The following is a 24,178-nucleotide window of genomic DNA, read 5'->3' on the forward strand; positions in this document are numbered from 1 at the left end:
AAGCCATGCACGCACTCGATTACATAGATCCAGGCACACCGGCCGTGCCGCGCCCCGCCGATGGGGCGGTAAAACAAGTGACCGTCGAGATCGACGGCTTCACCGTGACCGTGCCCGATGGCACGTCCATCATGCGCGCGGCGTCGCTGCTCGGAAATCAAATTCCAAAACTGTGCGCGACGAGCTCGCTGAAAGCCTTCGGCTCGTGCCGCTTGTGCCTGGTCGAGATCGAAGGTCGCAAAGGTTATCCGGCATCGTGCACGACGACGGTGGCGGATGGCATGAAGATCCGCACCCAAAGCGAGAAGCTTGGCCAGCTGCGGAACAATGTGCTGGAGTTATACCTATCGGATCACCCGTCCGAGGCCGAGTGCCGTTCCAGCAATAACCGCTGCGAGCTGCACGAAATGGCCGCGGCGGCGGGCGTCACCGAATCGCGCTATGCATTGCCGGCGGTCGATGGCGTGCCCGCGGGCTGCAATCATCAGCACTCGGAGAAGGACGACAGCAATCCTTACTTCGTCTTCAACCAGGACGCCTGCATCGTCTGCTCTCGCTGCGTGCGCGCCTGCGATGAGGTTCAAGGAACGTTCGCGCTGACCATCGAAGGCCGCGGGTTCGGATCCAAAGTCTCCGCAAGTCAGTCGGAGTCGTTCCTGGAGTCCGAATGCGTGTCCTGCGGCGCTTGTGTCGAAGCGTGCCCGACGACGGCGCTCACTGAAAAATCGGTGCTTGCACTCGGCAAAGCCGAGAGTGCGGTTGCAACGACGTGCGCGTACTGTGGTGTCGGCTGTACGTTCAAGGCCGAGATGAAGGGTGAGCAGGTCATTCGCATGGTGCCGTATCGAGACGGTCATGCGAACCATGGCCACGCTTGCGTGAAGGGACGGTTCGCTTATGGTTACGCCACGCACGCGGATCGCATTACGAAGCCGATGATCCGTAGCAAGATCACCGATCCGTGGCGCGAAGTGAGCTGGGACGAAGCCATCAGCTACGCGGCGTCCGAGTTCAAACGCATCCAGGCGCAGTACGGCCCGGACTCCGTGGGCGGCATCACCTCCTCTCGCTGCACCAACGAGGAAACATTCCTGGTGCAGAAGCTGGTGCGTGCGGCGTTCGGCAACAACAACGTCGACACCTGCGCCCGTGTGTGCCACTCACCCACGGGCTACGGCCTGAAGAACACGTTGGGCGAATCGGCCGGCACGCAGGAGTTCGACTCAGTGATGTTCACCGACGTGATCATGCTGATCGGCGCGAATCCCACCGAAGGTCACCCGGTATTTGCTTCGCAGATGAAGCGCCGGCTGCGGCAGGGTGCGAAGTTGATCATCATAGATCCCCGGCAAATCAAGCTCGTGCGCAGCCCGCACATCGAGGCGGACTATCACCTGCAGTTGAAGCCGGGCACGAACGTCGCGCTGATGAACTCGATTGCGCACGTGATCGTGACCGAGGGCCTGGCTCACGGCGAGTACATCACCGATCGCTGCGAAGCCGAGTCCTGGGAGAAGTGGAAGGCGTTCGTCAGCGATCCGAAGAATTCGCCAGAGGCGATGGAAGCCGTCACCGGCGTGCCTGCGATGGCAGTTCGCGGCGCCGCCCGGATGTATGGCTCTGCACCGAATGGCGCGATCTACTACGGCCTGGGCGTCACCGAGCACAGCCAGGGAACGACGATGGTCATGGCCATCGCGAACCTTGCGATGGCGACCGGAAACCTCGGTCGCGTTGGTGTCGGTGTGAATCCGCTGCGCGGTCAGAACAATGTGCAGGGCTCGTGCGACATGGGCTCGTTCCCGCACGAGTTCAGCGGTTATCGGCATGTGTCCGATGACGCCGTGCGTGCGACGTTCGAAGCGCAGTGGGGAGTGCCGCTGCAGTCCGAGCCGGGGCTGCGCATTCCCAACATGTTCGAAGCGGCGCTCGATGGCAGCTTCCGCGCTGTTTACATTCAGGGCGAGGACATCGCGCAATCCGATCCGAATACGACGCATGTCACTTCGGCGCTGAGCGCGATGGAATGTGTCGTCGTGCAGGATCTGTTCTTGAACGAGACCGCGAAGTTCGCGCACGTGTTCTTCCCCGGCTCGTCGTTCCTGGAGAAGAACGGCACGTTCACGAACGCGGAGCGGCGCATCGGGCGCGTGCGCAAGGTCATGCAGCCGCTCGGCGGCTATGAGGATTGGGAAGTTACGGTGCTGCTCTCGAAAGCGCTCGGCTATCCCATGGACTACACGCATCCGTCGCAAATCATGGACGAGATCGCCCTGCTCACACCGACCTTTACCGGTGTGAACTACCAGAAGCTCGACAAGCTCGGCAGCATCCAGTGGCCGTGCAACGAGGCGGCGCCGGCCGGCACGCCGACGATGCACATCGGTCAGTTCGTGCGGGGCAAGGGCAAGTTCTGGGTGACGGACTACGTGCCGACCCGCGAGAAGTCGACGAGTCGCTTCCCGTTGCTGCTGACGACCGGGCGGATTCTCACTCAATACAATGTGGGTGCGCAGACACGGCGTACTCACAACGTCGTGTGGCACGACGAAGATCGGTTGGAGATCCATCCGCACGATGCCGATGTGCGCGGCATTCTCGACGGGGATTGGGTGGGCATCGCCAGCCGGGCCGGCGAGACGGTGTTGCGTGCCGAGGTGACCGATCGCGTGCAGCCAGGCGTCGTCTATACGACGTTCCATTTCCCGGAGTCCGGCGCGAACGTCGTGACCACCGACAATTCCGATTGGGCAACGAACTGTCCCGAGTACAAGGTGACGGCAGTGCAGGTCGTGAAGGTCAATCAGCCCTCGGAATGGCAGAAGCGCTATCGCGAGCTGACCGAGCGCAACACGCGCATTCGGCGGAGAGCTGGCGTGCATGCTTGAGCGCAGTTCCACGCCGGCGACGAGCTGTGAAGTCACGGTGCATCGCTGGCGCGATGGCGATGTCGAGCGCGTTGCCGATCACGTCGCCGAAGAATTGCCGGTCGCGCTGGTGTTCAACGGCGTCCCGCACGTGGTGATGCTTGCGACGCCGGCGAACCTGGAAGATCTCGCGGTTGGATTTACGTTGAGCGAGAACATCGTCGATTCGCCCAAAGAGATCGTATCGGTCGAGGCGTCGACGCGAGATGACGGGACTTTGGAAGTGCGCATCGGCATCACCGCATCGAAGCTGTCCGAACTGCTGCGGCGACAACGGAATATGACCGGTCGCACCGGCTGTGGTCTGTGTGGTGCGCAAACGGTGGAAGACGCGATTCGCCAGCCGGCACCGGTGCAGGGCGGAGTGAAGGTGGATGCGCGATCGCTCCACGACGCCTTGCGGGATCTGCGAGATCGTCAGGAGATCAACTTGCGCACCGGCAGTGTTCACGCGGCTGCCTGGGTGCTGCCGGAGTCGGGCATCAAACTGGTGCGCGAAGATGTCGGCCGGCACAACGCGTTGGATAAAGTCATCGGTGCGGTGATCCGCGCGGGTGGTGACTTCAGCTATGGATACTTCGTGGTGACGAGCCGCGCGAGTTATGAAATGGTGCAGAAGGCCGTCACCGTCGGCGGCACGCTGCTCGCCGCTGTGTCAGCGCCTACGGCGTTTGCTATTCGCATGGCGGAGGCTGCAGGGCTGACATTGATTGGTTTCGCGCGTGAGCACCAACATGTGGTTTACGCCCATCCTTCGCGACTCCTATGCACATCGACTACTTAGTTCGCATGGCCAATGACATCGGCGCCTTCTTCGCAAGCGAGCAGGACCAGGGCGTCGCGGCCGCGAGCATTCGCCAGCACATCCAGAAATTCTGGGATCCGCGAATGCGCTCGCGGATCATTGGCTACTACAACGACACCGGCGGGATGGATCTCGAAGGGCCGGTTCGAACCGCCGTTCAGCAGCTCGCTGAGCAAACGGCGGCCAAGGCTTGAGTTGCTACTGAATCAAGCCGAACTCACGCATCGCCGGCACGAAGTTCTCGTTGGTGTGACCGGGACGCGTCAGTTTGAAAATGGCGAAGCGCTGTAATGGACTCAGCTTCGCCCATTGCGCGGGCGTCGGCGGAGTCACGTCACGCTCGATCGAATAATCCACGACGCGCTGAGGCACGCTGCTCGTGTCATTCCATTGCGCGCCATTGTCTCTTTCGAGCAGCTGCGCCGGCTCGGCCGTTCTCCGCTCGATCACGTTCATGACATAGCGGCCGTAATCGTCGATCTCGCCCGCCGTCTCGCAGCTCTGCGCAACCATCTGCTCACGCTCATCGAGTGCGAAACGATTCCACTGCTTCAACGACACCTTGACGCCGCACAAATCGAGCTTGCGCCGCACGGCCATGGGTATGCAGTACAGCGCGCCGGCAAAATCCTTTTCGAACTGGAAGATTTGGGAGGAGGTGCTCATGGGGCTCATTCTACACCCGCGGGGGTAGATGGGAGGTCCCTGCGCTCATTACCGGTTGCGATAGCGAGCGACCATCTCCGGCGTGACATCGGCGGGATAGCACAGCGGGCTATAACCCCCTTGCTTGCTGTAAGCGCTCCGCCGTCCGCACTGCCGGCCTGCCCGGTCTACGTTGTAAGGACAGGGGCAACTGCCCGGATACGCGGCGATGCTTTGCTGTATCAGGGCTTTTCGGATTTGCTCCTCGGCAAGGTCGGCGGCCGCTGCTGCCATGGACAGCATCAGATAGAGCACGCCTGCGATGAGTCCGATCCCACGCATGGCGAGAGGATGGCGGGCGGGGCGGCTCCTTGTATGAGAAGCAAGTCATATATTTACCATTGCTCCACAACTATGAAATTCTTCCGGTGGGAAGGGCGGGTCGCGAGGGATCCATGGCGCAGATGTTTCGAGAGGAAGAATCCAAGGCTTTGAGCCTGACCAACTGCTTATACGCAGTCGCGGTCATTAGCATGATTGTCTCGTGTGTACCGATCTTTATGAGCGGCGTAGCCGCGCTGCAGATTGGCAACGTGGCGCTGTGTATATCTGCGGCATCGTTCGCGACTGCCTTTCTGACGTGGGTGGTGCCCAAGCTACGGGCGCTTTGGAAATACCCTGTGCGGAGGTATGCCATCGTCGCTTTGCACGCCACGATCCTCCTTGTTGCGGTGCCTATCTCTCGTCACTTCACGGCGGTCGCGATCGGCCTGCCGCCGCAAGACTTCGATATAGCGGTGGCTTTTGTTGCTCTGGAGCTATATCCCGCGCTGTGGGTTCTCACTTTGTCGCTGGGAGCAATGAGCCTGAGCGTCGGGCTATTGCTGGTTTCGATGATCATGTCGCTGCTTTCCTCATTTCCATGGATCGCCTCGGGGCGCGCGAACAATACGGACCAGCGCTCCCATCGCTTGGGTTTCCGTGCGTGGTTACATGCGATGGGGGCGACACTGGTTGCTATTGGCGCAGCGATGCCATGGGACTGGCACGCCGATCTGCTTCTGTCACACCCCGATTTGATTCGCCGTGTGGCCTACCTTACGGACTATCAGCCAGCCGCGAGGTATCCAGGGGTGAATGCGCGCGCGCGTCTGCGTCTTCACGAGAACGGCGTCGTCTCGTATGCGGAGCCGAATGGCTGGAATATCGATATTGTCGTCGGACAGATCAAACAATAGCGCACAGGGGCGGCTGGAAATATCCAGCCGCCCATGCTTCACGCGTTCAAGTGCACTCGCGAATTGCGCGGCACGCCGAGGAGCAGGAACTCCATCTGGTCGGCCAGAATCTTGCGATTGCTCAGAATGAACGCCTCATATCGGTTCGGAACGTACGGCACATAGTGCAGTTTCATGCCCGCCGCCTCGGGCGTGCGATCCGCCTTGCGGTGATTGCACGCCTTGCAGGCAGCGACCAGGTTCGTCCACGAGTCCGCGCCACCCTTGGACCTCGGCACGATGTGCTCGAGATCGAGCTGGTCGGCGCGAAACCGCTGAGCGCAGTACGCGCAGGTGTATCGGTCGCGAGCGAGCAGCATGTCCTTGTTCAAGGTCGGCACCACATCGAAGTGCCGGACCATGAAGTCCCGGCCCTTGATCGCAATGATCGAGCTGGCGCGAATCATCGACTGCAGGCCCGTGACACGTTGCATGCCGCCGTGGAGCACGAACTCGTGCTGGCCGGCGGCCCACGCGATCATGTCGGTCGCGTAGTAATGCGCGGCCTGGCGAACGCTTACCCACCGGTGCGGAGCGCCGGCGATGTCAAGCGCGAGAATGTGCGGACTCATCGTTGCTCCTCCTGGTCCGGCGGTCGAAACAAATGCGCGAGTCGAGGGTTAGCCTCACGCTCGTGCGTACTTGAAACAAAAACCTCGCGGTCGAGGCACTTGGGAGGAGGTTGGCCGGCGCCGAGAGAGGTCTCGTGCGGCTTGGCTCCTGGTGTCCCGTCCGGCTAGCGCCTTCGGGGCAGGAGCCCTGAAGACGTTACTTGCTACCTGAATGCCATGGGCAGCCGAACACGCCGCGATTCAAAGCGCGTTGCGTGTTTTCGAGGGCTTTGCCGTGTCTCAGGTGCATGAATTCGGTGGTTGACGAAAGTTCAAACCGGCGGCGAGTCTAGCAATGGAATATTTCGATCACAACTGTTTTGTATCTGTCAGGACCGGCCCAAAGATTTACGTAATGTTTCATTTGCCCGGGCCAGGGTTGCGGTCGCGGCCGGATCTCGTTGTGCCTGTTGGGCATGGCCCAGCGCCAGCAGGGCATCGCCGATATCGGCACTGCCCGTCGGATCGCGAGCGACGCGTTCGGCCAGGGCCAGGGCCTCCCTGGCGGAAGCGACGGATTTGTCGATGTCGCCTAGTTGCAGATAAATCTTGCTGGCAGTGGTCAGCGCCGCGCTCGCGCCAGGGGAAAGATCCTGGCCGGGGGCATAGCTGAGCTTGCTCAGCGCTGCATCGATGAATTGCCGAGCGGAGTCGTAGTCGCCACGAGCCATGGCCAGCTCCGCGCGAGTGCGCAGCAGATCGCCGAGCCGGTCGCGATTGCCGGTCTCGTTCGCCATCCAGATCCGTTCCGCATCGGCGAGCTTTGCTTCGACCGTCTCGAATTGTTTGCTGCCCATCAGCGCCCGGGCCAGCTGATGCTGGGCGTTCGCTCTCAAGAATTCGCTGTCGAGCAGCTTGGCCTGCGAGCTGGCTTCCTCGAGCACCGTCAAGGCCTGGTCCCATCGGCCGAGCCGTTGCAGCGTCGTGCCAAAAGAAACCCCGTAAGCGATGGGGATGGGCTGCGCCCCTCGCAACGATCGGATGCGTTGGATCGCCTCTTCGCCGACCTTGCGGGCATTCTCGATCTCGCCGAGCCGATACAACAGCGAGGAGCGATTGATCATCAGTGTGGCCTTGGCCAGCGTGCCGCCACGGCCATTGCGATCGAGCGCGTCGCTCGTGAGTATGTTGAGCTCCAGGGCTTCTTTGTAGCGGGCGGTGTTGTAGTAGATGCCGCCCAAGTCGGTGAGCAGTCCGTTGTATCGCAGCCCGCGTGTGTCATCGGCGCGCTCCAGCAGCGCTATTCCTTCTTTCAAGCTCGCGATCGCGCCGGCGCGGTCGCGGTGCATGTGCGCGATGTCCGCTTCAGCCCGCAAGCAATCGACACGTGTGGTCACCGGTGTATGACCAAGCCGCTGCATCGCCTCGCGGGCGAGCTTCATCCGGCGCTCGGCCTCCGAATAGTTGTTGGCATCCAGCTCTGTGACGACGGCTGCGCACTGCACGGCGGCGATAAGCTCGTCATCCTTGAGATCGCGAGCGATGTTTTCTGCCCGGTGCAGCACTTCGAGCTGCTTGTTGGTGTTGTGAAGGTCCATGTAGCGCCGGGCCATTTGCAGCAACATGCGCGCAACGAAGCGTGGATCGTCGCCGTATTGTTTGTTGAGCAGCTCCAGGCCGGTGTCGACCAGCTCGATGGGCGTGAGCGCACGCCCTTCGGGGCCGACGGATTCCAGCATCAGGCTCATGAATTCATTCGACGCCTCGGCGCGCTGGGCCTGATAGCGAGCTTCATCACGCTGGTGGGCAATTTCCTTCGCCTGGTAGGCCATCATGACGCCGAACACCGCCAGCGATACGAACAAACCGGAGATCAGTGCCAGCGCAAGACTGTGGCGCGCGGCGAACTTGCGCATTCGATACGCAACGGAGGGCGGCCCGGCCACAACTGGCTCATTCGCCAGGTGCCGGCGCACGTCTGCCGCAAGCTCCGCGGGCGAGCCGTAGCGATTGTTACGGTCCTTCTGCAACGCTCTGAGCACGATCCAATCGAGATCGCCTCGCAGGCGCAACGACAATTGCCGAGTCGTAAGCTGGCGATATTCCGCGGCATTGGCGAGCGCCTGCGAGCTGGTCTTGACTCGAGTGCTCGGCGCTCGCGGATCGAAGGTCAGCAGCTCGTGCACCAGCTGCGCGGGGGACGATTCGTGATTCGCGATCTTGAACGGCAGCGTGCCAGTCAGCAGCTCGTGGAGCACTACGCCGAGCGAATAAACATCCGAGCGCGTATCGACATCGAGCGGCGAGAGCTGCGCCTGCTCCGGACTCATATATTCCGGTGTGCCGATGAGATGCCCGATGCGGGTGTGAGCGCGGCTGGCCTGCGTTCCCGGCGTGACCGCCTTCGCAATGCCGAAGTCGATGACCTTCGGCATTGGCCGTCCATCCAGCTCGCTGACCAGCAAATTGCTCGGCTTCAAGTCACGGTGAATGACGCCTTTCTGATGCGCGTGCTGAACGGCATCGCAGATCTGCAGGAACAATTGCAGGCGTGCATCGATACTGAGCCGGTGCTGGTCGCAGTAACGATTGAGCGGGATGCCGGCGACATATTCCATTGCGAAGTACGGCTGCCCCGATTCCGTCGTGCCGGCATCGATGATGTGAGCGATGCTGGGATGGCTCATCAACGCCAGCGTCTGGCGCTCCACTTCGAAGCGGGCAATCACCTCGCGCGAGTCCATGCCGGGCTTGATGACTTTGAGCGCCACGCGGCGGACCACGGGCGTGACTTGTTCGGCGAGATAGACCTCTCCCATCGCGCCTTCGCCGACACGCTCCAGCAATTTGTAGGGGCCGATGCGCCGCTCGCCGCGCTCTGCTGGCGAATGGGCGCGTCGTTCCAGTGCGTTGTCTCGTTCAGCCGCGTCGTGGGCTTCTAACAAACGCGTGATGCGCTCGCGGCTCGCTTCATCGGGGCAGTGCTCGTGGAGCCATTGCGCCCTTGCAGTCTTGGGCAGATCGACGCAGGCCTCGAACAGCTCGCGCTCGCTTTGCAGACTCATGCGATCTACCTGCAGGTATCAGCGGTGTTGTTGGATGTGTTCGCACAGCCACGCGCGAGCAAAAGTCCAGTCGCGTTTGACCGTGGCGGGGGAAAGATCCAGCGCACGCGCCGTGTCCTCGATGCTCATGTTGGCAAAGAATCGTAGCGAGACCACTTCGGACAGGCGCGCATCTTCGCGGGCGAGTTGATCGAGTGCGTCGTTCACCGCCAGCACGTCCAGATCGTCTTCGGGGGCGCTCACATCTAAATCCGACAAGGTGACGCGCTCATGACCGGCGCCCCGTCTCTCGGCGTACTTGCGGCGGGCGTGATCGACCAGGATCCGGCGCATGGCTTGCGCCGCCGCGCCGAAGAAGTGTCGACGGTTTTGCCACTCGCCCGAGCCGGGATTGAGCCTGAGGTATACCTCGTTGACCAGCGCGGTCGGCTGCAGCGTATGGCCGGAGCGTTCCTTGCGCATGCTGGATTCTGCGAGCAGGCGCAGCTCGTCATAGACGGCCTGATAGAGCCGCTCCAGAGCGTCTTTGTCGCCGCCGCCGGCCGCATCGAGCAGGCGGGTCACATCACTGCCGGACATGTCGCGTCACTTTTCTTATTTCCCGTGAGCCAATCCGGCCGACCACTGCGCATGGGTCAACAGGAGCTGGAGCGAGCGCACTCGATTCCGGCCGACATCTTAGTACGACTCAAACTTCAGTGGAGAGCGACCATGACTTTCGATACAAGTAGCTGCCCGCAGACTTTGTTACGTCGGGGCGGAGTGCTCGCGACGACGATTGCAGCCTTGATGCTCGCCGCCTGCGGGGGCGGCGGTGGAGGTGGCAACGGCGGCGGTTCGGGCGGTACGGGCACCGGCGGTTCCGGCTCTGGCGGCTCGGGTGATACGGGCACGGGCGGCGGCACTCCCAGCCCGGGCGGCGGCGGCACCGGCTCCGACTCGGGCTCGCCGAACCCGGTCATCTATATCGCCGACCAGGACTCGGACGACATCTGGGAATTATTCCTGGCGGATGCCAGCAACCCGACCGGCTCGACCAAGTTGAGTGCGCCGCTGGTTGCGGGCGGCAGCGTCGATCGATATGCGACCACGCCGAACGGCCAGACTGCCATCTACGTTGCCGATGGTTCCGTTTCGGGCCGCTATGAACTGTATGCGGTGAACCTCGCGAGCCCGGGTGTGGCGACCCAGCTCAACGCGCCATTGCAGTCGGGCCGGGACGTGCTCGATTTCATCGTCAGCCCCGACGGCAGCAAGGTCGTGTATCGCGCCGACGTGACGGACGAGATCTATGAGCTGTTCCTGGTGGATCTCGCCAATCCCGGGGTGGCGACCAAGGTGAATGCGCCGCTGGTCAGCGGCGGTTGGGTTCGCGACAACTATCAGTTCAGCCCTGACGGCTCGCGAGTCGTGTATCGCGCGGATCAAAACACCGTGGACGTGTACGAACTGTTCATCGCCACCCTCTCGAACCCCGGTGTGGCGCAACGGGTGTCTCCCCAGATGGGCGCCGACCGTGATGTTTACGATGAGTTCGAGTTCAGCCCCGACGGTGCGCAGATCGGCTACGTCGCGGACCAGGACACGAACGACGTGCTGGAACTCTACACCGTCGCGGTGTCGAATCCCGGCGCGAGCTTGAAGTTGAACGGGGCAATGGTGTCGGGCGGCGATGTGTGCCGCTTCCAATTCGCGCCGGATTCGGCTCGGGTCGCTTACTGCGCGGATCAAACGACCGATGGCGTCGTGGAGTTGTACACGGTGGCGCTCGACGCACCCGCCGTGTCGACCAAGGTCAATCCGCCGCTGGTCGCCGGCGGCCGTGTCACGACGATGTATGAGTTCGGACCGCAGAGTGACTTCATCGTGTACGTCGCCGAGCAGGACACCGCCGGTCGCCCGGAGTTGTATCGCGCGGAGCTTTCGATGCCTGGGATGGCCACCAGGCTGAGTGCATCGATGGTGTCGGGCGGCGGTGTAGTGGGTTTCGATCTGCGCCCGGACGGCGCGCGCATTTCATATAACGCCAACCAGGAAACGGCCGGTGTGTATGAGCTGTATGAAGTGGACTTCGCCAGCGCCGGTGTGGCGACGAAACTGAGTGCGCCGATGTCGGCGTCGGGCGTGATGTGGTTCGAATACACCCACGCCGGCGATCGCATGATCTATACGGCGGATCAGGCGAGCGCGGCGGCCGAACTGTATCGAGTGCAGATCGATGCCCCGACCATCGCGACCAAGATGAATGGTGCGCTGGTGACGGGCGGAGAAGTCTCCGATTTCATGATCGTGCCGTAACCCTCGCAGGCGGCGTCGATGGCGGCGCCGCCTGTATTCAAAGGGTCACGCAGCGATTGCGGCCTTCTTGTTTGGCCCGATACAGCGCTTTGTCGGCGCGGTCGAAGGCGCTGCCGGCGGTGTCGTCGGGAGACAGTGTCGTCATGCCGCTCGAAACGGTGATCGATACCGGGGTGCCGCGGAAGTGGAAGCCGATCTCGGCGATGGCCGCACGGATACGCTCGCTGAAGCGCAAGGCATCTTCGAGGTGCGTGCCGGGAAGGATCATCACGAACTCTTCGCCGCCGTAGCGGGCGATGAAGTCGGTCGAGCGGATCCGGCTGGCGAAGCAGTCGGCGACCACGCGCAACACGCGATCGCCGGCACGATGACCGTAGGTATCGTTGATGCGCTTGAAATGATCCACGTCCCACACGGCCAGGCAGGTCGCTTGTTTGAAACGACGCAGCCGGTGCAGTTCCTCATCGACACGCTTGTCGTAGGCCTGGCGATTCGGAATGCCGGTGAGCACATCGAGCGTCGAGGCGCGTTGCTCAGCCTGTAACTGGCTTTGCAGCCGCTTGGCTTCGGTTTCCAGCTCGACGATGCGGGAGCGCATCTGCTCGTTGCGAGCGCTGATGGCTGCGGCGAAGGTGGCTTCACGCTGCCGGAAGTTTTGCAGATGCCGGTCGATGGCATCCATGCGACTGCGGACCTGCTGGCGGATCTGCTGCAGGTCCTTGGCGGTCTCGACGGTCTCGCCCATGGCTTGGATCTCGCCGACCAGCTGCGTGTTCAAGGTCTCGCTGCTGGCTTGCGACTGCGCCTGGTGCTGGTGTTGTTCGGCGACGAACTGGCCGATCTCATCCAGCTTGCCCACCATGTGACCGAGCAGCCCTTCGATTTCCTCTTTGGCGCGCTCGATGTGCTGGATGCGCTTGCCGACCATCTCGGTCAGGGAGGTGAGCACGTCGGGCAGTTGCTCGTTGGTCAGCGCGGCCGAGAGCGTTTGATCCAACGCATCAGCCTGCTCGATCAGCTCGGCGTCGCGCCGTAGCTCGAGGAGCAGGGCGCCGAGAATGGACCGCAGGCGCTCCTCGTTGGCGAGCCCACCATTCGATGAGTTTGTCGGGGATGGCGGCAGAGGATGATCGAGGGCCCCGATCGCGTCGGTGAGCGCGGGGGTGAGCTTTTCCAGTTCTTCCGCCGTGGTCTCGCGGCGGATGACCGCCTGCAGCTTGCGGAGCTGCTCATCCAGCGGTGGCGCCAGGCCGAGCGCGGCTGTGCAAAGGCGGCCGACCAGCCGCTTGAGCGCCGTTTCCATGGCGCGAAACTGCAGCTGCTGCTCTTCCAGCCGGCCCAGGCTGTCGTAGTACTTAGTGCGCCAAGGGTCAGTATCTGTGCCAGTCGTCACAACACATCACACTCGAACTTCGGTTCGCCGCTGATTCTGTCTGCCGCCGGTTTCGGCCGCTGAGAAGCACGGCGTGATATGCATTAATCGAAGCGGCGCGGCGAGTCTTGAGTGAAGTGGCTCGCAAAAGTGCAATGAAGACGCCGTTGGCTACGCGGTTCAGGGTTCCCCTGAGGTGGCGAAGATGTGCTCCAGGTACGCCTTGAACAGCGTGGTCCTGCGCTCCGGCAGCGGCAGGCCGGTGGCCACTGCGCTTGCGATGCGATCGACGCGAAAGGTGCGATAGTCCTGGCGCAATTCGCACCACGCGCCCAACGACGGCTGATGATAGAAGGCAATGACCAGCGGCCAAACCGTCCGCTCGCTGCGCGCGCCGTCCGGGCCCTGGTAGACGATCGACACCTTTTCTTCCTTGCGCAAGGCTTCGCGAATCAGCGGCAGGACGGCCAGCCGCGTGGGCTCGTTCGGCTGTGGGAAGGCATATAAACCGATCGAGTCGATCTGGTCGCGCAGGTCGTCCGGGGTGGCCATCGCGATCTTGGCGATGGCATTGCTGGCCGCACGCGCCAGCCCGGCATCGGCCTGTTGCTCCACCCAGTAAGCGCCCAGCCTGAGCGCTTCGAGTTCGCTGGGGTCGAACATCAGCGGCGGCAGAAAGAATCCCGGGCGCAGCAGGTAGCCCGTGCCGGCCTCACCATCGATGGGTGCGCCCAGGCCGACCAGGGTCTGCACGTCCCGGTAGATGGTCCGCAGAGACACGTCCATTTCTTCGGCGAGCACCGCGGCGGTGACCGCCCGGCGGTGTCGGCGGAATACATCGATGAGGGCGAACAGGCGTTCAGTCTTATTCATTGGCGGAACAGGAGGGCTGCTGACAGGATCTGACAGCAGTGGCGACTACACTGCCGGCAAGCATAGCGTTTCACCTCACGGAGAGCCGACCCATGTTGAAAACCTACCAGGGCAGCTGCCATTGCGGCGCCGTTCGCTACGAAGCGGACATCGACCTGAGCCAGGGCACCAGCCGGTGCAATTGCTCGATCTGCAAGAAGACGCGGTATTGGGGCACGGTGATCAAGCCCGAGGCCTTCCGGCTGCTGACCGACGAGGCACAGCTCGGCGATTACCAGTTCGGCTCCAAGCAGGGGCACCAGCTGTTTTGCAAGAGTTGCGGGCTGCGTTCGTTCAGTCGCGGCGATGTGCCCGAGATCGGCGGCGCCTTCGTGTCCATCAACATCGCGTGTCTCGATGGCGTCTCGGATGAAGAATTGGCCGCGCTGCCGATCAAATATCAGAACGGTCGCGACTACGACTGGTTTCACGAGCCGAAGGTCACGAGCTATCTGTAGGTCGGCTCCGACAGTGCACAAACTGCTCGTTACCTAATTACATACATTTCGCCGTCGCTGCGACTCATGCGCAGCGACGGCATAGTCATTCCCTCAAGCAGCGCTCAGCGCATCGCTCGTACAGCGATTGCGCTTCCCTTACGCGTAATACGGTCCTGCCTGCGGCAATTTGCATGTGGGCACTTGCGATGCAATTCGCGAATTGCAGATAGCAAGTGCCTATCCTTTGCGTATTGTTGCCTGATCAATGCGGCTGCTCGCGATGCTCACGACCGTTCCAATCAACCGCGCCAACCGACCCGTGTCGGGATTTACCATGATCGAGCTGCTGGTGACCGTGGCCGTCGCCAGTATCACGCTCGCCTTGGCGGTGCCGAGCTTCACTCAGATGACCGTCAATAGCCGGTTGACGACGCAATCGAACGAAGTGGTCGCCGCGCTCAATCTCGCCCGCTCCGAGGCGATCAAGCGCAACGTCCGCGTGTCCTTCTGTCGTGTCGAATCGGAACAGGCGGAGGATTGCGAGCTCGCGACGGGGCCCTGGACGCATTGGATCGTCACGACCGGCGCCGGCGGCAATGTAATTCGCCGCGGCGTGGTGAACACGTTCTCGGGCGGCATCAGCGTGCGCTCCACGTTGACTGAAGATCTGGTCACGTTCCGGCCGGAAGGCCTGGCTTACAGCGGCAATGCTCTCGTTGCCGATCGTCGCATCACTATCTGCGCACCGCGCAATGGCAGCGGCAGGCAAGTGACGTTGGGGCGCGGCAGCCGCCTGTCCACGGAATCGATTGACGAGGACTGTGGGGCATGAGGAGCGGACCTCGCGCGCAGGCAGGCGTCGGATTGATCGAAGTGCTGGTGTCGCTGCTGGTGCTCTCGATCGGCATGCTCGGCCTTGCCGGGCTGCAGATGTACAGTCTGCGAAACAATCAAGGCGCGATGGAGCGAAGCATGGCCGTGGTGGAAACACATTCCATCGTGGATGCAATGCGCGCCGATCGAGCCGCAGCGCTCGCCGGCGACTTCGACTTCGACTCCGCAAAGGCGCAGGACCTCACCGGCGAGACCTTCGCCGAACGCGCCCTGGAAACTTGGCATACCAATCTGCTCAACACCTTGGGCCCGGGCGCGAACGGTGTCGTCGCGTGCACGAGCACCGGCGCGAACTCCGGGGTGTGCACGATCACGGTCCGCTGGTCCGATGAGCGTTCGGTCGGCAGCACGACGGAACGCAAGACGGCTCGGCAACAGGAAGTGACGACCGAGGTGCAGTTGTGAGCGAGCGCGGCTTCACGCTGGTCGAGTTGATGATCTCGATGGTGCTTGGGCTGGTCATCATCGGCGGCGCGATGGGTGTCATTCTCGCGAACCGACAGAGTTACCGAGCCAACGAGGGCTTGTCGCAAATTCAGGAAAGCGCACGCACCGCGTTTGAACTGCTGGCGCGCGACGTGCGCCAGGCGGGCGTCACTGGCTGCGATAGTAGTGGGCGGGTTGCGAATGTTCTGCAATCGCCCTCGGGCGAGCTGTGGTGGCAGGACTGGTTTGGCATTCGCGGCTTCGAGGGCGCGCAGGACGACGGTGCCGTCGAGTTCGGCGCCGGCGCGCCGCCAAACAATCGCATCGAGGGCACGGACTCCATCCAATTGCAGGGTATCGAAGGCACTGGCTTGACAGTCGTCAAGCACGAGGCCACTTCGGCAAACTTCAAGATCAATGTGCAGAGCACCGCGATCGCCAAGGATGACATCGTGATGGTGTGTGACTTCGACCACGCGGCGATTTTCAAGATCACCAATTACAACAGCGCCAACGTGACCGTGGGGCACGGGGCCGAGAACAGCGGCGACCCGCGCAACTGCTCCAAAGGTCTGGGTTATCCGGTCGACTGCGCCAGCAAAGACGCCAATGGCAACGTCTACAGCTACGGGCCGAATTCGCAGCTGTCGCGCCTGAAGGCGGTGGACTGGTACATCGGCGACAACCAGCGTCCCGCCGAAGGCGGCCGATCGTTGTTCCGGCGTTCGCTGAGCGGCGCCGCCGAAGAAATCGTCGCAGGCGTCACCGACATGCAGATCTCCTACCGCGAGGCGGGCGAGACCGAATTCGGCCCGGCCACGGCGGTCGGTGTCTGGACCAACGTCAACGCCGTGATGATCACGCTCACGTTGCACAGCGCCGATCCGCGCCTGTCGACCGATGCCAGCGAGAACAACGGGCGATTCGAGCGCACCTTCACCAATGTCATTACTTTGAGGAACCGCGTGCCATGAGGACTGCGCGGCGTGATCAACAGGGTGTGGCGCTGATCGTCTCGCTGGTTCTGCTCGTGGTGGCGACGCTCATCGGACTCGCTGCCGTGCGGGGCACCAGTCTGCAGGAGCACATGAGCGCCAATATGTATGATCGCTCGCTCGCGTTTCAGCGCGCCGAATCGGCGTTGCGTGCAGCCGAAGTCGCGATCCTGGCCAATGGCCGCATCGACGCTCTGGGAGGTGTCGATTGCCGGGCCGTGACCGGTGTGACTTGCCCGGTGATCCCCGATAACACCTTTACCGGCACCAGCGCGAACTGGGTCGCTGTCGACCGGGATCACGCTGTGAACAGCGGCAAGACGCCGGGCACGCCGGAATATTTCATCCAGTTCATGGGCACGGGCCCCGCCCAGAGCAGTTTCGATCTGGAAGCGAATGCCGACTCTGCCGCGTACGGCGCGACTACGTATCAAGGCGTCGCCTACTATCGAATCACCGCGCGCAGCAGCGCTCCCGCCGACGCCGCCGACCGATCCATTGTCGTGCTGCAATCCACCGTCAAGCGTGCGTATTGACGTGGCGCAAATCGAGGTCGTCATGCCGGTGTTGGTGAAACTTCGCTACGCGTTGGCGGGTACGCTTCTGACCGTTCTCGCCGGCGCCGCGAGCGGTCAAACGGCGAGCAACACGGTCGCGCAGTCACCGCTCACCGTCGCAGGCAATGTTCCCGGCAATCTGCTGCTGGTGCCATCGGTCGAGTACCCGACGCTCGACAGCATGGCGAATCTCGGCAACTACGACGTAGCGCGTGCCTACACCGGCTACTTCGATCCAGCCAAATGTTACAAGTATTCATACAGCACGACTGAAACGAATCGATATTTCTATCCGGTTGGCAAGACCACGACCCGTACCTGTAGCAGCAGCTTGCAGCAGTGGAGCGGCAACTATCTGAACTGGGCGACGACCCAGACCATCGATCCGTTTCGCAAGGCGCTGACCGGCGGTCATCGAGTGAAGGACGAGGCCGGCGTGACCTGGTTGGAAAAGGCGCGCTACGACGGCAATGGCGCCAACAGTTTGTTTCCGAATCGGCGCATCCCGGCGAGCGGCAGCGGTTCCAGCCTGGTGAGTGGCGCAACCCCGGCCAACTGGAGCGATTTCACCTATCGCATCTGGACCCTCGGCAACCGCATGCGCTTCACCCGATCGGGCAATCTCAATTCGGATCCCGTCGTTGCCTACGATCCATCGACGCACACGTCCCTCGACGGCTCTAAGGTTTATGAAGTCAGCGTCCGCGTGAAGGTGTGCGACTCGAACATCGGCGTCGAGAGCAACTGCGTGCAGTACTCTTCGGGCTGGAAGCCCGAAGGCCTGATCCAGAAATATTCCAGCCGGATCCGCTACAGCGTGTTCGGCTACCTCAACGACAGCAGCATCCTGCGCGATGGCGGCGTGTTGCGCGCCCGCCAGAAATTCGTGGGCGAATACAAGCTGGATCCCGCCAGCAATCTGCTGGTCGCGAACGGCAACCGCGAGTGGGATCCGAGCACCGGCATCCTGGTGCAGAACCCGGATGCAGCGGATGCTGCCGCGACGGCGGGCGTGGTCGGCCAGGCTATCAACTACAGCGGCGTGATCAACTACATCAACCGATTCGGCCAGATGACCACGCAGGATCACAAGAGCTACGACCCGGTGAGCGAGCTCTATTACGCGGCTATTCGTTATCTGAAAGGCCAGGGAAACGTGTCCGAATACAGCGCGCTGAGCGGCACTTCCTCGCAGCGCTTCAACCATGCGGACGGCTTCCCCGTGATCACCGACTGGGACGATCCCATGCAGTACAGCTGCCAGAACAACGCGCTGCTCGGCATCGGCGATGTGAACACCCACCGCGACAAGAATCTGCCGGGCAGCAATACCACGACCGACGAGCCGACCCGCCCGGGCGCCGTTTCTTCCGACAAGTCCGTGAACGTACTGACGGCGACGCAGAAGGTGGCGCAGCTCGAAGGCATCACGATCCCGACGCCTTTTACCGGTCGCGAGAACTCCGCGTTCATCGCCGGCCTCGCTTACGACTCGCACACCCGGGATTTGCGGCCGGATCTGGACGACAAGCAGACGGTCTCGACCTATTGGGTGGACGTGCGCGAGGCCCAGGTGCTCGAGCCCAGAGCACGCAATCAATACTGGCTCGCGGCCAAGTATGGCGGCTTCAACGTGCCGGAGGACTACGAGCCGTACCAGCAGACCAAGGCGCTCGACACCACGTTGTGGAGCAGTGGCGAAACGCTCTCGACCGGCGACCTGCGGCCCGAAAATTTCTATGTCGCGAGCGAAGCGGACAAGATGGTCGAAAGCCTGACGCGTGCCTTCGCAAAGATCGCCGCCGAAACACAGGGCGCGGGAACTGCGTTGTCTTCGACCTCGAGTCAGCTGCAAACCGATACGCAACTCTTCCAGGCGGTGTTCTACAACGGCACGTGGCGTGGCGATCTGCGTGCGTACGAGCTGGATGACAAAGGCAGGGTCTCGAGCAGCCCGCTGTGGTCTGCCGGTGTGAAACTGACCGCGCGCGATTGGACGACGCGGCGGATCTATGTCCACAACCCACAAGGCAACAACGCAGACGCGAAGTACGCTGCCTTCAACTGGGACAACCTGGGATCCACCCAGAGGACTGCGCTGGGATCGGCGGACGTGGTGGATTACTTGCTAGGCGATCGTAGCAAGGAGGAATCGCAGGCAAATGGCGCCTTGCGAACGCGTACCGGCTTGCTCGGCGACATCGTCAATTCCAGCCCGGTCTACGTGGCTGCACCGAATGCGGCGTTGTATGAGCGCGCTTCGTTCACCGGCGCGTCATCCTACGCGAAGTTTGCGCAGGACGTAGCCGATCGAACTCCCGTCATCTATGTGGGCGCGAACGACGGCATGTTGCACGGGTTCGACGCCGGCGCCGTCGAGGCCGAGCAGGGCCAGGAGACCTATGCCTTCGTGCCCAACAGCGCGATCGTCAATGGCCTGGGCTCATACAGCGATCCCGCCTACGAGCATCGCTATTTCGTCGACGGCGAAATGGTCGTGACCGATGTCTACGACAAGGGCTGGAAAACCATTCTGGTCGGCACTATGGGGCGCGGCGGTCCAGGAGTGTTCGCGCTGGATGTCACCGATCCGGACAGCGTGAAATTCCTGTGGGAGAAGAGCGGCGCCGACATTCCATCTTTGGGCAAGAACATCGGCCGTCCCGTCATTGCTCAAGTCGCCGACGGCGAATGGCGCGTGATCCTGGGCAACGGGCACGCCACGTCGGCAGGTTCGGCGCAGCTCATCATGATCGATGCGATAACCGGTGCTGTGACGACAGCCGACACTGGTGCGACCGGCGGCAATGCACTCAGCGCGGTGCTGGCCCGGGACGTTGATGGCGACCGCATTTCCGATGTCGCGTACGCGGGCGATCTGAAGGGCAATCTCTGGAAGTTCACCGGCCTCGCCAGCAAGCCGAGCGCAACCAAGATGTTCCAGGCGCGCGATCCGAGCGGCAATGCTCAGCCGATCACCGCCGCTCCGATCGCTGGTCGGGATCCGTCGACCGGCGCGGTCTGGGTATTCTTCGGCACCGGACGTTACTTGAATGCCGCCGATCTGAACGACCGGCAGGTGCAGTCCTGGTACGGCATCAAGGACAACAATGCCAGCACCGCGACGCGCAGCGACCTGGTGCAAAGAAACATCATCGCCGAGTCGAAACGCGACGACTTGACGCTGCGAGCCGTCGAGGACGGCTCGGTCGGCGATCTGGCCGGCAAGCGCGGTTGGTACATGGATCTGGTTTCGCCAGGGCGCGCGCCGCGAGGCGAGCGCGTCATCGTGCCAAATCAGTTCGTGGGCACGGCGTTGCTCGCAACCACGCGCATTCCCGAAGCGGCCGACATCTGCAAGCCGACCGGTACCGGCTTCATCATGGCGATCGATCCATTCACCGGCGCGCGTCTGCCTGACACCTTCTTCGACGTGAGCCGCGACGGCAAATACACCGAGGTGGACCACATGCCGGTGGAGTCCGGCTCGAACAGTTCGCAGGTCCTCGTGGTCTCCGGTGTCGCAATCGGCAACGCCATCGCTGGCCAGACGACGATTGTCGGCAGCGAGATCGACTTTCAAACCACCGGCGGCGTCATGGATCAGCTGGGATTCCAGGTGCCCGCCACCGCCGCCGGCCGGATGAGCTGGCGCGAGATCGTGAACTGAGCTTGCAGGCAATGACTATGAGATATGAACCGATGGGCCGACGCGCGACCGGCATGACGTTGATCGAGCTGATGGTCGTCATGGCGATCGTCGCCATCCTCACCGCGATCGCGTATCCGTCGTATCGGTCGCACGTCGCGAAGACCCACCGCAAGGCCGCCGCGGCGTGCCTGTCGCAGTATGCGAACTTCATGGAGCGCTACTACACGACGAATCTCAGCTATGAAGGCGCGAAGCCCGATCTCGCCTGCCGCACGGAGAGCGACTTGAATCGCTTTTATACGTTTCCTGAGCCGGAGATCGGCGAGAATTCGCGCTCGTACACCGTCAGCGCCATTCCCACCGACGCCCAAAAAGACACCGATCCCAGTCACTGCGGCGAGCTGAGCCTGGATCAGAGGGGCGGCCGCGAGCCCAAGGACGACGCGTGCTGGTAAGGCGAGGCCCGGTCACCGATCGCCGGTGACCAGCTCCCACACTGCGGCAGCGAACTCTTTCGGCGCCTCTTCCGGCAGGTTGTGACCTGCGCCTGCGATGATGCGATGTGAGCGCGGCCCGGTAAATTTCTTCGCCGAGGCCGTGCCGTCGGTCGCCGGCACCACACCGTCCGCTGCGCCATCGAGCGTGATCGTCGGCACACCGATCGCTGGCAGCGCTGCCAAGCGCTGCTCAACGGCCTCGTACTGCGCGTATCCCGGCGCAAGACCGAGTCGATGCCGATAGGAATGAATCACCACATCGACATAGTCCGGATTGTCGAAAGCCGCGGCGTGTCGGGCCAGGATGGCTTCATCGAAGCGCCAGTTCGGCGAGTTGCGGGTCCACAGGGTTTTCGCGATCTCGCGACGATGGGCGGTCAGACCGGCGCGGCCGCGCTCGGTTTGAAAGTAGTACTGGTACCACAGCCCCGACTCGATGGCCGGTGACAACGGCTTGTCGGCATTTGCGATGTCTTGAATGAGATAGCTATTCACGGACACGAGGCCACTGCAACGCTCTGGCCACAGCGCGGCTGCGACGCAGGCCGCGCGTCCACCCCAGTCGTAACCCGCAAGCACGGCGCGCTCGATCTTCAGTGCATCCATCAGGTCGACCACGTCAACGCCGATGGCAGCTTGCTGACCGGCGCGCGGCGTTGTGCTGTCGAGAAAGCGCGTTGAGCCATGTCCGCGCAGATAAGGAACAATCACTCGAGCGCCGCGTGCTGCGAGCATCGGCGCGACATCGACGTAGCTGTCGATGGAGTAGGGAAACCCGTGCAGCAACAGGACGGCCGGGCCGTTGCTCGGCCCGGTCTCGGAGTAACCAACGCTCAGCATACCCGCCTTGATCTGCTTGTTTGCAACCAGGGGCGGATTGGCGGCGTGCGCAGTTGTCATGAGTGCGATCTTCGATGTGAGGACCGCGGCTGCAGTCGTCGCGAGAAAGCCGCGGCGGGTGTGTGAGAACGGGTGACTCATGTCGCAGGTCAGTGATTGGTCGCAGCGGCGATGATGACGTCCGCGACTTCCTTGGGATGGGAAACCATCGGCACGTGACTGCTCGGCAGTGTCGTCACCTTCGCATGAATCTTCTGCGCGGTCTTGGACTCGTATGCCGGCTGGATCATGTGATCCTTGCTCGCCACGATGTACCAGCTCGGCCTGGTTTCCCAGGCAGCCGCCGTGATCTTCTCATCGAAGCTCGCACCACGAATCGGACCTTGAGTGATCGCGATCAGGTTGGCTTCTGCTGGCGTTACGTCCTGCGCGAAGTCGCTCGCGACCGCTTCGGCCGGCAGCGAGAGGAATCCCGCCGGGTCGGCTACGAGCTTGGCGATGCCCGGCGGAGTTTCGTAATTCTTGCCTTGATCGGCGCTCGATTCGCCCTTGGACGGCGCAAACGCGGCGACATACACCAGCGCTTTCACCTTGTCGTGGTTGCCCGCCTCGGTGATCACGGTGCCACCCCAGGAATGGCCGACCAGCACCACGTTGCCCGAAGCGTTGTCGATGGCGCGGCGAGCGGCGGCGACGTCGTCCGCCAGCGAGGTCAACGGATTCTGCACCGAAATCACTTTCAGGCCGCGAGCCTGCAGCTTCGGAATGATCTTGTTCCAGCTCGAGCCATCGGCAAACGCGCCGTGCACCAGCACGACCGTAGTGTCGGCGGCGCTCGCCGAAGCGAACGGCACATGGGCGAGAAATGCGGCCGCGGCCAGGAAACGAAGTAACGGACGACGAATCATATGCGCTCCTCTATGAAAATCAGCGGGCGCTCATTGCAGCGGCGGTGTGTATCCGGCGTGTGTGGTTGGCCCGCGGCTGCGTGTTGCTTCGTTTCCACGGCGGCCGCGGATACGTTCGGATACAATCGCCGTCCATGAAAACAGTCGCCTCCGACTCCGGCCGCACGAAGTCCTGGCGTGCCGCGTTGGTCGATCGTCAAGACGAGCTGTGGCAACGAGTACGCGAGCATGGCGAGCAGCGCCGCCAGCACCTTTCCGAGCGGGCCACCGGAGTGTTGGCCGATGCCGTTCAGTGGCTCGCCGAGCTGCCGGAGCACTCTATCCACGCGGTGGTGACCGATCCACCCTACGGCATCGTCGAATTCGAGGAGAAGGATCATCGCAAGCTGCGAGCAGGTCGCGGCGGCGTGTGGCGCATCCCTCCGTCTTTCGATGGCGCGAAGCGCAGCCCCCTGCCGCGCTTCACAGTGCTCTCGCAGGAAGAAGTCAGCGCGCTATATAACTTCTTCGGGGCGCTGGCTTACGGATTGAATCGTGCGCTCGTGCCTGGCGGACACGTGTTCCTCGCGTCCAATCCTTTGCTGTCCACGATGACGTTTCATGCCTTCCAACGTGCCGGTTTTGAAAAGCGCGGCGAAGTCATCCGGCTCGTGCAGACTTTACGTGGTGGCGACCGCCCCAAAGGCGCGGAAAAAGAATTCTCCGACGTGTCGATGATGGCCCGCTCGTGCTGGGAGCCGTGGGGCGTGTTCAGAAAACCGTTCGAAGGCACCGCGGCGGATAACTTGCGCAAGTGGGGCACCGGGGGTTTGCGTCGAATCTCAGGCGAAGAACCCTTCAAGGACGTCATCACCTGTTCGCCGACGCGCGGCGCCGAGCGCGAGATTGCTCCTCATCCATCGCTCAAGCCGCAACGTTTCCTGCGCCAGGTCGTGCGTGCGGCACTGCCTCTGGGGCTCGGCATCGTTTATGACCCATTCGCCGGCAGCACCTCGACACTCGCCGCGGCCGATCATCTGGGTTACCTCTCCATTGGCACGGAACGCGATGTGACATACTTCGCGATGGGCTGCAAAGCATTCCCGCAATTGAAGGCGCTGACGCTCGGCTGACGACA

General features: G+C 62.4%; 22 protein-coding genes. 13 read left to right on the forward strand and 9 right to left on the reverse strand.

Annotated elements, in window-relative coordinates; all coding sequences use genetic code 11:
* The first annotated feature begins 5 nt into the window (after positions 1 to 5).
* From fdhF to EK373_RS10470, 3 genes are read left to right on the forward strand one after another with little or no spacing between them, the layout of a single operon-like run.
* Positions 6 to 2,888 carry a formate dehydrogenase subunit alpha gene (gene fdhF / locus EK373_RS10460; protein ID WP_129642603.1) on the forward strand — a complete coding sequence of 961 codons (2,883 nt, stop codon included), beginning with the start codon at positions 6 to 8 and terminating at the stop codon, positions 2,886 to 2,888.
* The gene (gene fdhD, locus EK373_RS10465) at positions 2,881 to 3,711 is read left to right on the forward strand and encodes a formate dehydrogenase accessory sulfurtransferase FdhD (protein ID WP_129642604.1); all 831 of its coding nucleotides are present in this window, start codon (positions 2,881 to 2,883) and stop codon (positions 3,709 to 3,711) included. Before fdhF ends, fdhD begins: the two co-directional genes overlap by 8 nt.
* Before the next feature lie 5 nt (positions 3,712 to 3,716).
* Entirely contained in the window at positions 3,717 to 3,926 is a 210-nt protein-coding gene (locus EK373_RS10470) for a formate dehydrogenase subunit delta (RefSeq protein ID WP_129642605.1), read from the forward strand.
* A 4-nt stretch (positions 3,927 to 3,930) separates the two neighbouring features.
* On the opposite strand, the gene EK373_RS10475 is transcribed toward EK373_RS10470, so the two are convergent.
* Together EK373_RS10475 and EK373_RS10480 are read right to left on the reverse strand one after the other, a co-directional pair.
* Complete coding sequence (locus EK373_RS10475) at positions 3,931 to 4,398, reverse strand: nitrate reductase associated protein (RefSeq protein ID WP_129642606.1); 468 nt, start codon at positions 4,396 to 4,398, stop codon at positions 3,931 to 3,933.
* 48 nt (positions 4,399 to 4,446) lie between these two features.
* Entirely contained in the window at positions 4,447 to 4,719 is a 273-nt protein-coding gene (locus tag EK373_RS10480; protein ID WP_129642607.1) for a hypothetical protein, read from the reverse strand.
* A gap of 113 nt (positions 4,720 to 4,832) precedes the next feature.
* Here EK373_RS10480 and EK373_RS10485 point away from each other — a divergent pair, with 113 nt between their 5' ends.
* Complete coding sequence (locus EK373_RS10485; RefSeq protein WP_129642608.1) at positions 4,833 to 5,615, forward strand: hypothetical protein; 783 nt, start codon at positions 4,833 to 4,835, stop codon at positions 5,613 to 5,615.
* Between the two features lie 38 nt (positions 5,616 to 5,653).
* Here the strand turns inward: EK373_RS10485 and EK373_RS10490 are convergent, their stop codons facing one another.
* The 3 genes from EK373_RS10490 to EK373_RS10500 all read right to left on the reverse strand — a co-directional run bounded on the left by EK373_RS10490 (position 5,654) and on the right by EK373_RS10500 (position 9,849).
* Positions 5,654 to 6,226, reverse strand: coding sequence for an HNH endonuclease (locus EK373_RS10490; protein ID WP_129642609.1), 573 nt, complete (start codon positions 6,224 to 6,226; stop codon positions 5,654 to 5,656).
* A 368-nt stretch (positions 6,227 to 6,594) separates the two neighbouring features.
* Positions 6,595 to 9,270 (reverse strand): serine/threonine-protein kinase, encoded by a 2,676-nt coding sequence (locus EK373_RS10495; protein WP_129642610.1) that lies wholly within the window; start codon positions 9,268 to 9,270, stop codon positions 6,595 to 6,597.
* An 18-nt stretch (positions 9,271 to 9,288) separates the two neighbouring features.
* A complete protein-coding gene (locus EK373_RS10500) occupies positions 9,289 to 9,849 on the reverse strand; it encodes a sigma-70 family RNA polymerase sigma factor (protein WP_129642611.1) in 561 nt (186 codons plus the stop codon).
* 132 nt (positions 9,850 to 9,981) lie between these two features.
* Here EK373_RS10500 and EK373_RS33030 point away from each other — a divergent pair, with 132 nt between their 5' ends.
* Positions 9,982 to 11,568, forward strand: coding sequence for a TolB-like translocation protein (locus tag EK373_RS33030; protein ID WP_157994310.1), 1,587 nt, complete (start codon positions 9,982 to 9,984; stop codon positions 11,566 to 11,568).
* Between the two features lie 37 nt (positions 11,569 to 11,605).
* Here EK373_RS33030 and EK373_RS10515 read toward each other — a convergent pair whose 3' ends face one another.
* Both EK373_RS10515 and EK373_RS10520 read right to left on the reverse strand, forming a co-directional pair.
* A complete protein-coding gene (locus tag EK373_RS10515) occupies positions 11,606 to 12,961 on the reverse strand; it encodes a GGDEF domain-containing protein (RefSeq protein WP_129642612.1) in 1,356 nt (451 codons plus the stop codon).
* 159 nt (positions 12,962 to 13,120) lie between these two features.
* Complete coding sequence (locus tag EK373_RS10520) at positions 13,121 to 13,813, reverse strand: helix-turn-helix transcriptional regulator (RefSeq protein WP_129642613.1); 693 nt, start codon at positions 13,811 to 13,813, stop codon at positions 13,121 to 13,123.
* 92 nt (positions 13,814 to 13,905) lie between these two features.
* On the opposite strand from EK373_RS10520, the gene EK373_RS10525 reads away from it, so the two are divergent.
* The 7 genes from EK373_RS10525 (at position 13,906) to EK373_RS33675 (ending at position 21,271) form a co-directional block, all read left to right on the forward strand.
* On the forward strand, positions 13,906 to 14,310 hold the full coding sequence (locus EK373_RS10525; protein WP_129642614.1) for a GFA family protein: 405 nt from the start codon (positions 13,906 to 13,908) through the stop codon (positions 14,308 to 14,310).
* Positions 14,311 to 14,572: 262 nt separating this feature from the next.
* Positions 14,573 to 15,124 carry a GspH/FimT family pseudopilin gene (locus tag EK373_RS33965; RefSeq protein ID WP_198683206.1) on the forward strand — a complete coding sequence of 184 codons (552 nt, stop codon included), beginning with the start codon at positions 14,573 to 14,575 and terminating at the stop codon, positions 15,122 to 15,124.
* On the forward strand, positions 15,121 to 15,591 hold the full coding sequence (gene pilV / locus EK373_RS10535) for a type IV pilus modification protein PilV (protein ID WP_129642616.1): 471 nt from the start codon (positions 15,121 to 15,123) through the stop codon (positions 15,589 to 15,591). The genes EK373_RS33965 and pilV overlap by 4 nt, the downstream gene beginning before the upstream one ends.
* Positions 15,588 to 16,586: a PilW family protein gene (locus tag EK373_RS10540; RefSeq protein ID WP_129642617.1), complete on the forward strand. Its 999-nt coding sequence runs from the start codon at positions 15,588 to 15,590 to the stop codon at positions 16,584 to 16,586. The genes pilV and EK373_RS10540 overlap by 4 nt, the downstream gene beginning before the upstream one ends.
* On the forward strand, positions 16,583 to 17,143 hold the full coding sequence (locus EK373_RS10545; protein ID WP_129642618.1) for a pilus assembly PilX family protein: 561 nt from the start codon (positions 16,583 to 16,585) through the stop codon (positions 17,141 to 17,143). The genes EK373_RS10540 and EK373_RS10545 overlap by 4 nt, the downstream gene beginning before the upstream one ends.
* A gap of 1 nt (position 17,144) precedes the next feature.
* On the forward strand, positions 17,145 to 20,834 hold the full coding sequence (locus EK373_RS10550) for a pilus assembly protein (RefSeq protein WP_129642619.1): 3,690 nt from the start codon (positions 17,145 to 17,147) through the stop codon (positions 20,832 to 20,834).
* Between the two features lie 17 nt (positions 20,835 to 20,851).
* The gene (locus tag EK373_RS33675; protein ID WP_322095819.1) at positions 20,852 to 21,271 is read left to right on the forward strand and encodes a type IV pilin protein; all 420 of its coding nucleotides are present in this window, start codon (positions 20,852 to 20,854) and stop codon (positions 21,269 to 21,271) included.
* 12 nt (positions 21,272 to 21,283) lie between these two features.
* On the opposite strand, the gene EK373_RS10560 is transcribed toward EK373_RS33675, so the two are convergent.
* Both EK373_RS10560 and EK373_RS10565 read right to left on the reverse strand, forming a co-directional pair.
* Positions 21,284 to 22,213 (reverse strand): alpha/beta fold hydrolase, encoded by a 930-nt coding sequence (locus EK373_RS10560; protein ID WP_198683207.1) that lies wholly within the window; start codon positions 22,211 to 22,213, stop codon positions 21,284 to 21,286.
* Positions 22,214 to 22,302: 89 nt separating this feature from the next.
* A complete protein-coding gene (locus EK373_RS10565) occupies positions 22,303 to 23,061 on the reverse strand; it encodes an alpha/beta fold hydrolase (protein WP_129642621.1) in 759 nt (252 codons plus the stop codon).
* Between the two features lie 134 nt (positions 23,062 to 23,195).
* On the opposite strand from EK373_RS10565, the gene EK373_RS10570 reads away from it, so the two are divergent.
* Entirely contained in the window at positions 23,196 to 24,173 is a 978-nt protein-coding gene (locus EK373_RS10570; protein WP_129642622.1) for a DNA-methyltransferase, read from the forward strand.
* Positions 24,174 to 24,178 lie beyond the last annotated feature (5 nt).

Origin of the sequence: Peristeroidobacter agariperforans (assembly GCF_004138335.1) — a bacterium.
Taxonomy (GTDB): domain Bacteria; phylum Pseudomonadota; class Gammaproteobacteria; order Steroidobacterales; family Steroidobacteraceae; genus Steroidobacter; species Steroidobacter agariperforans.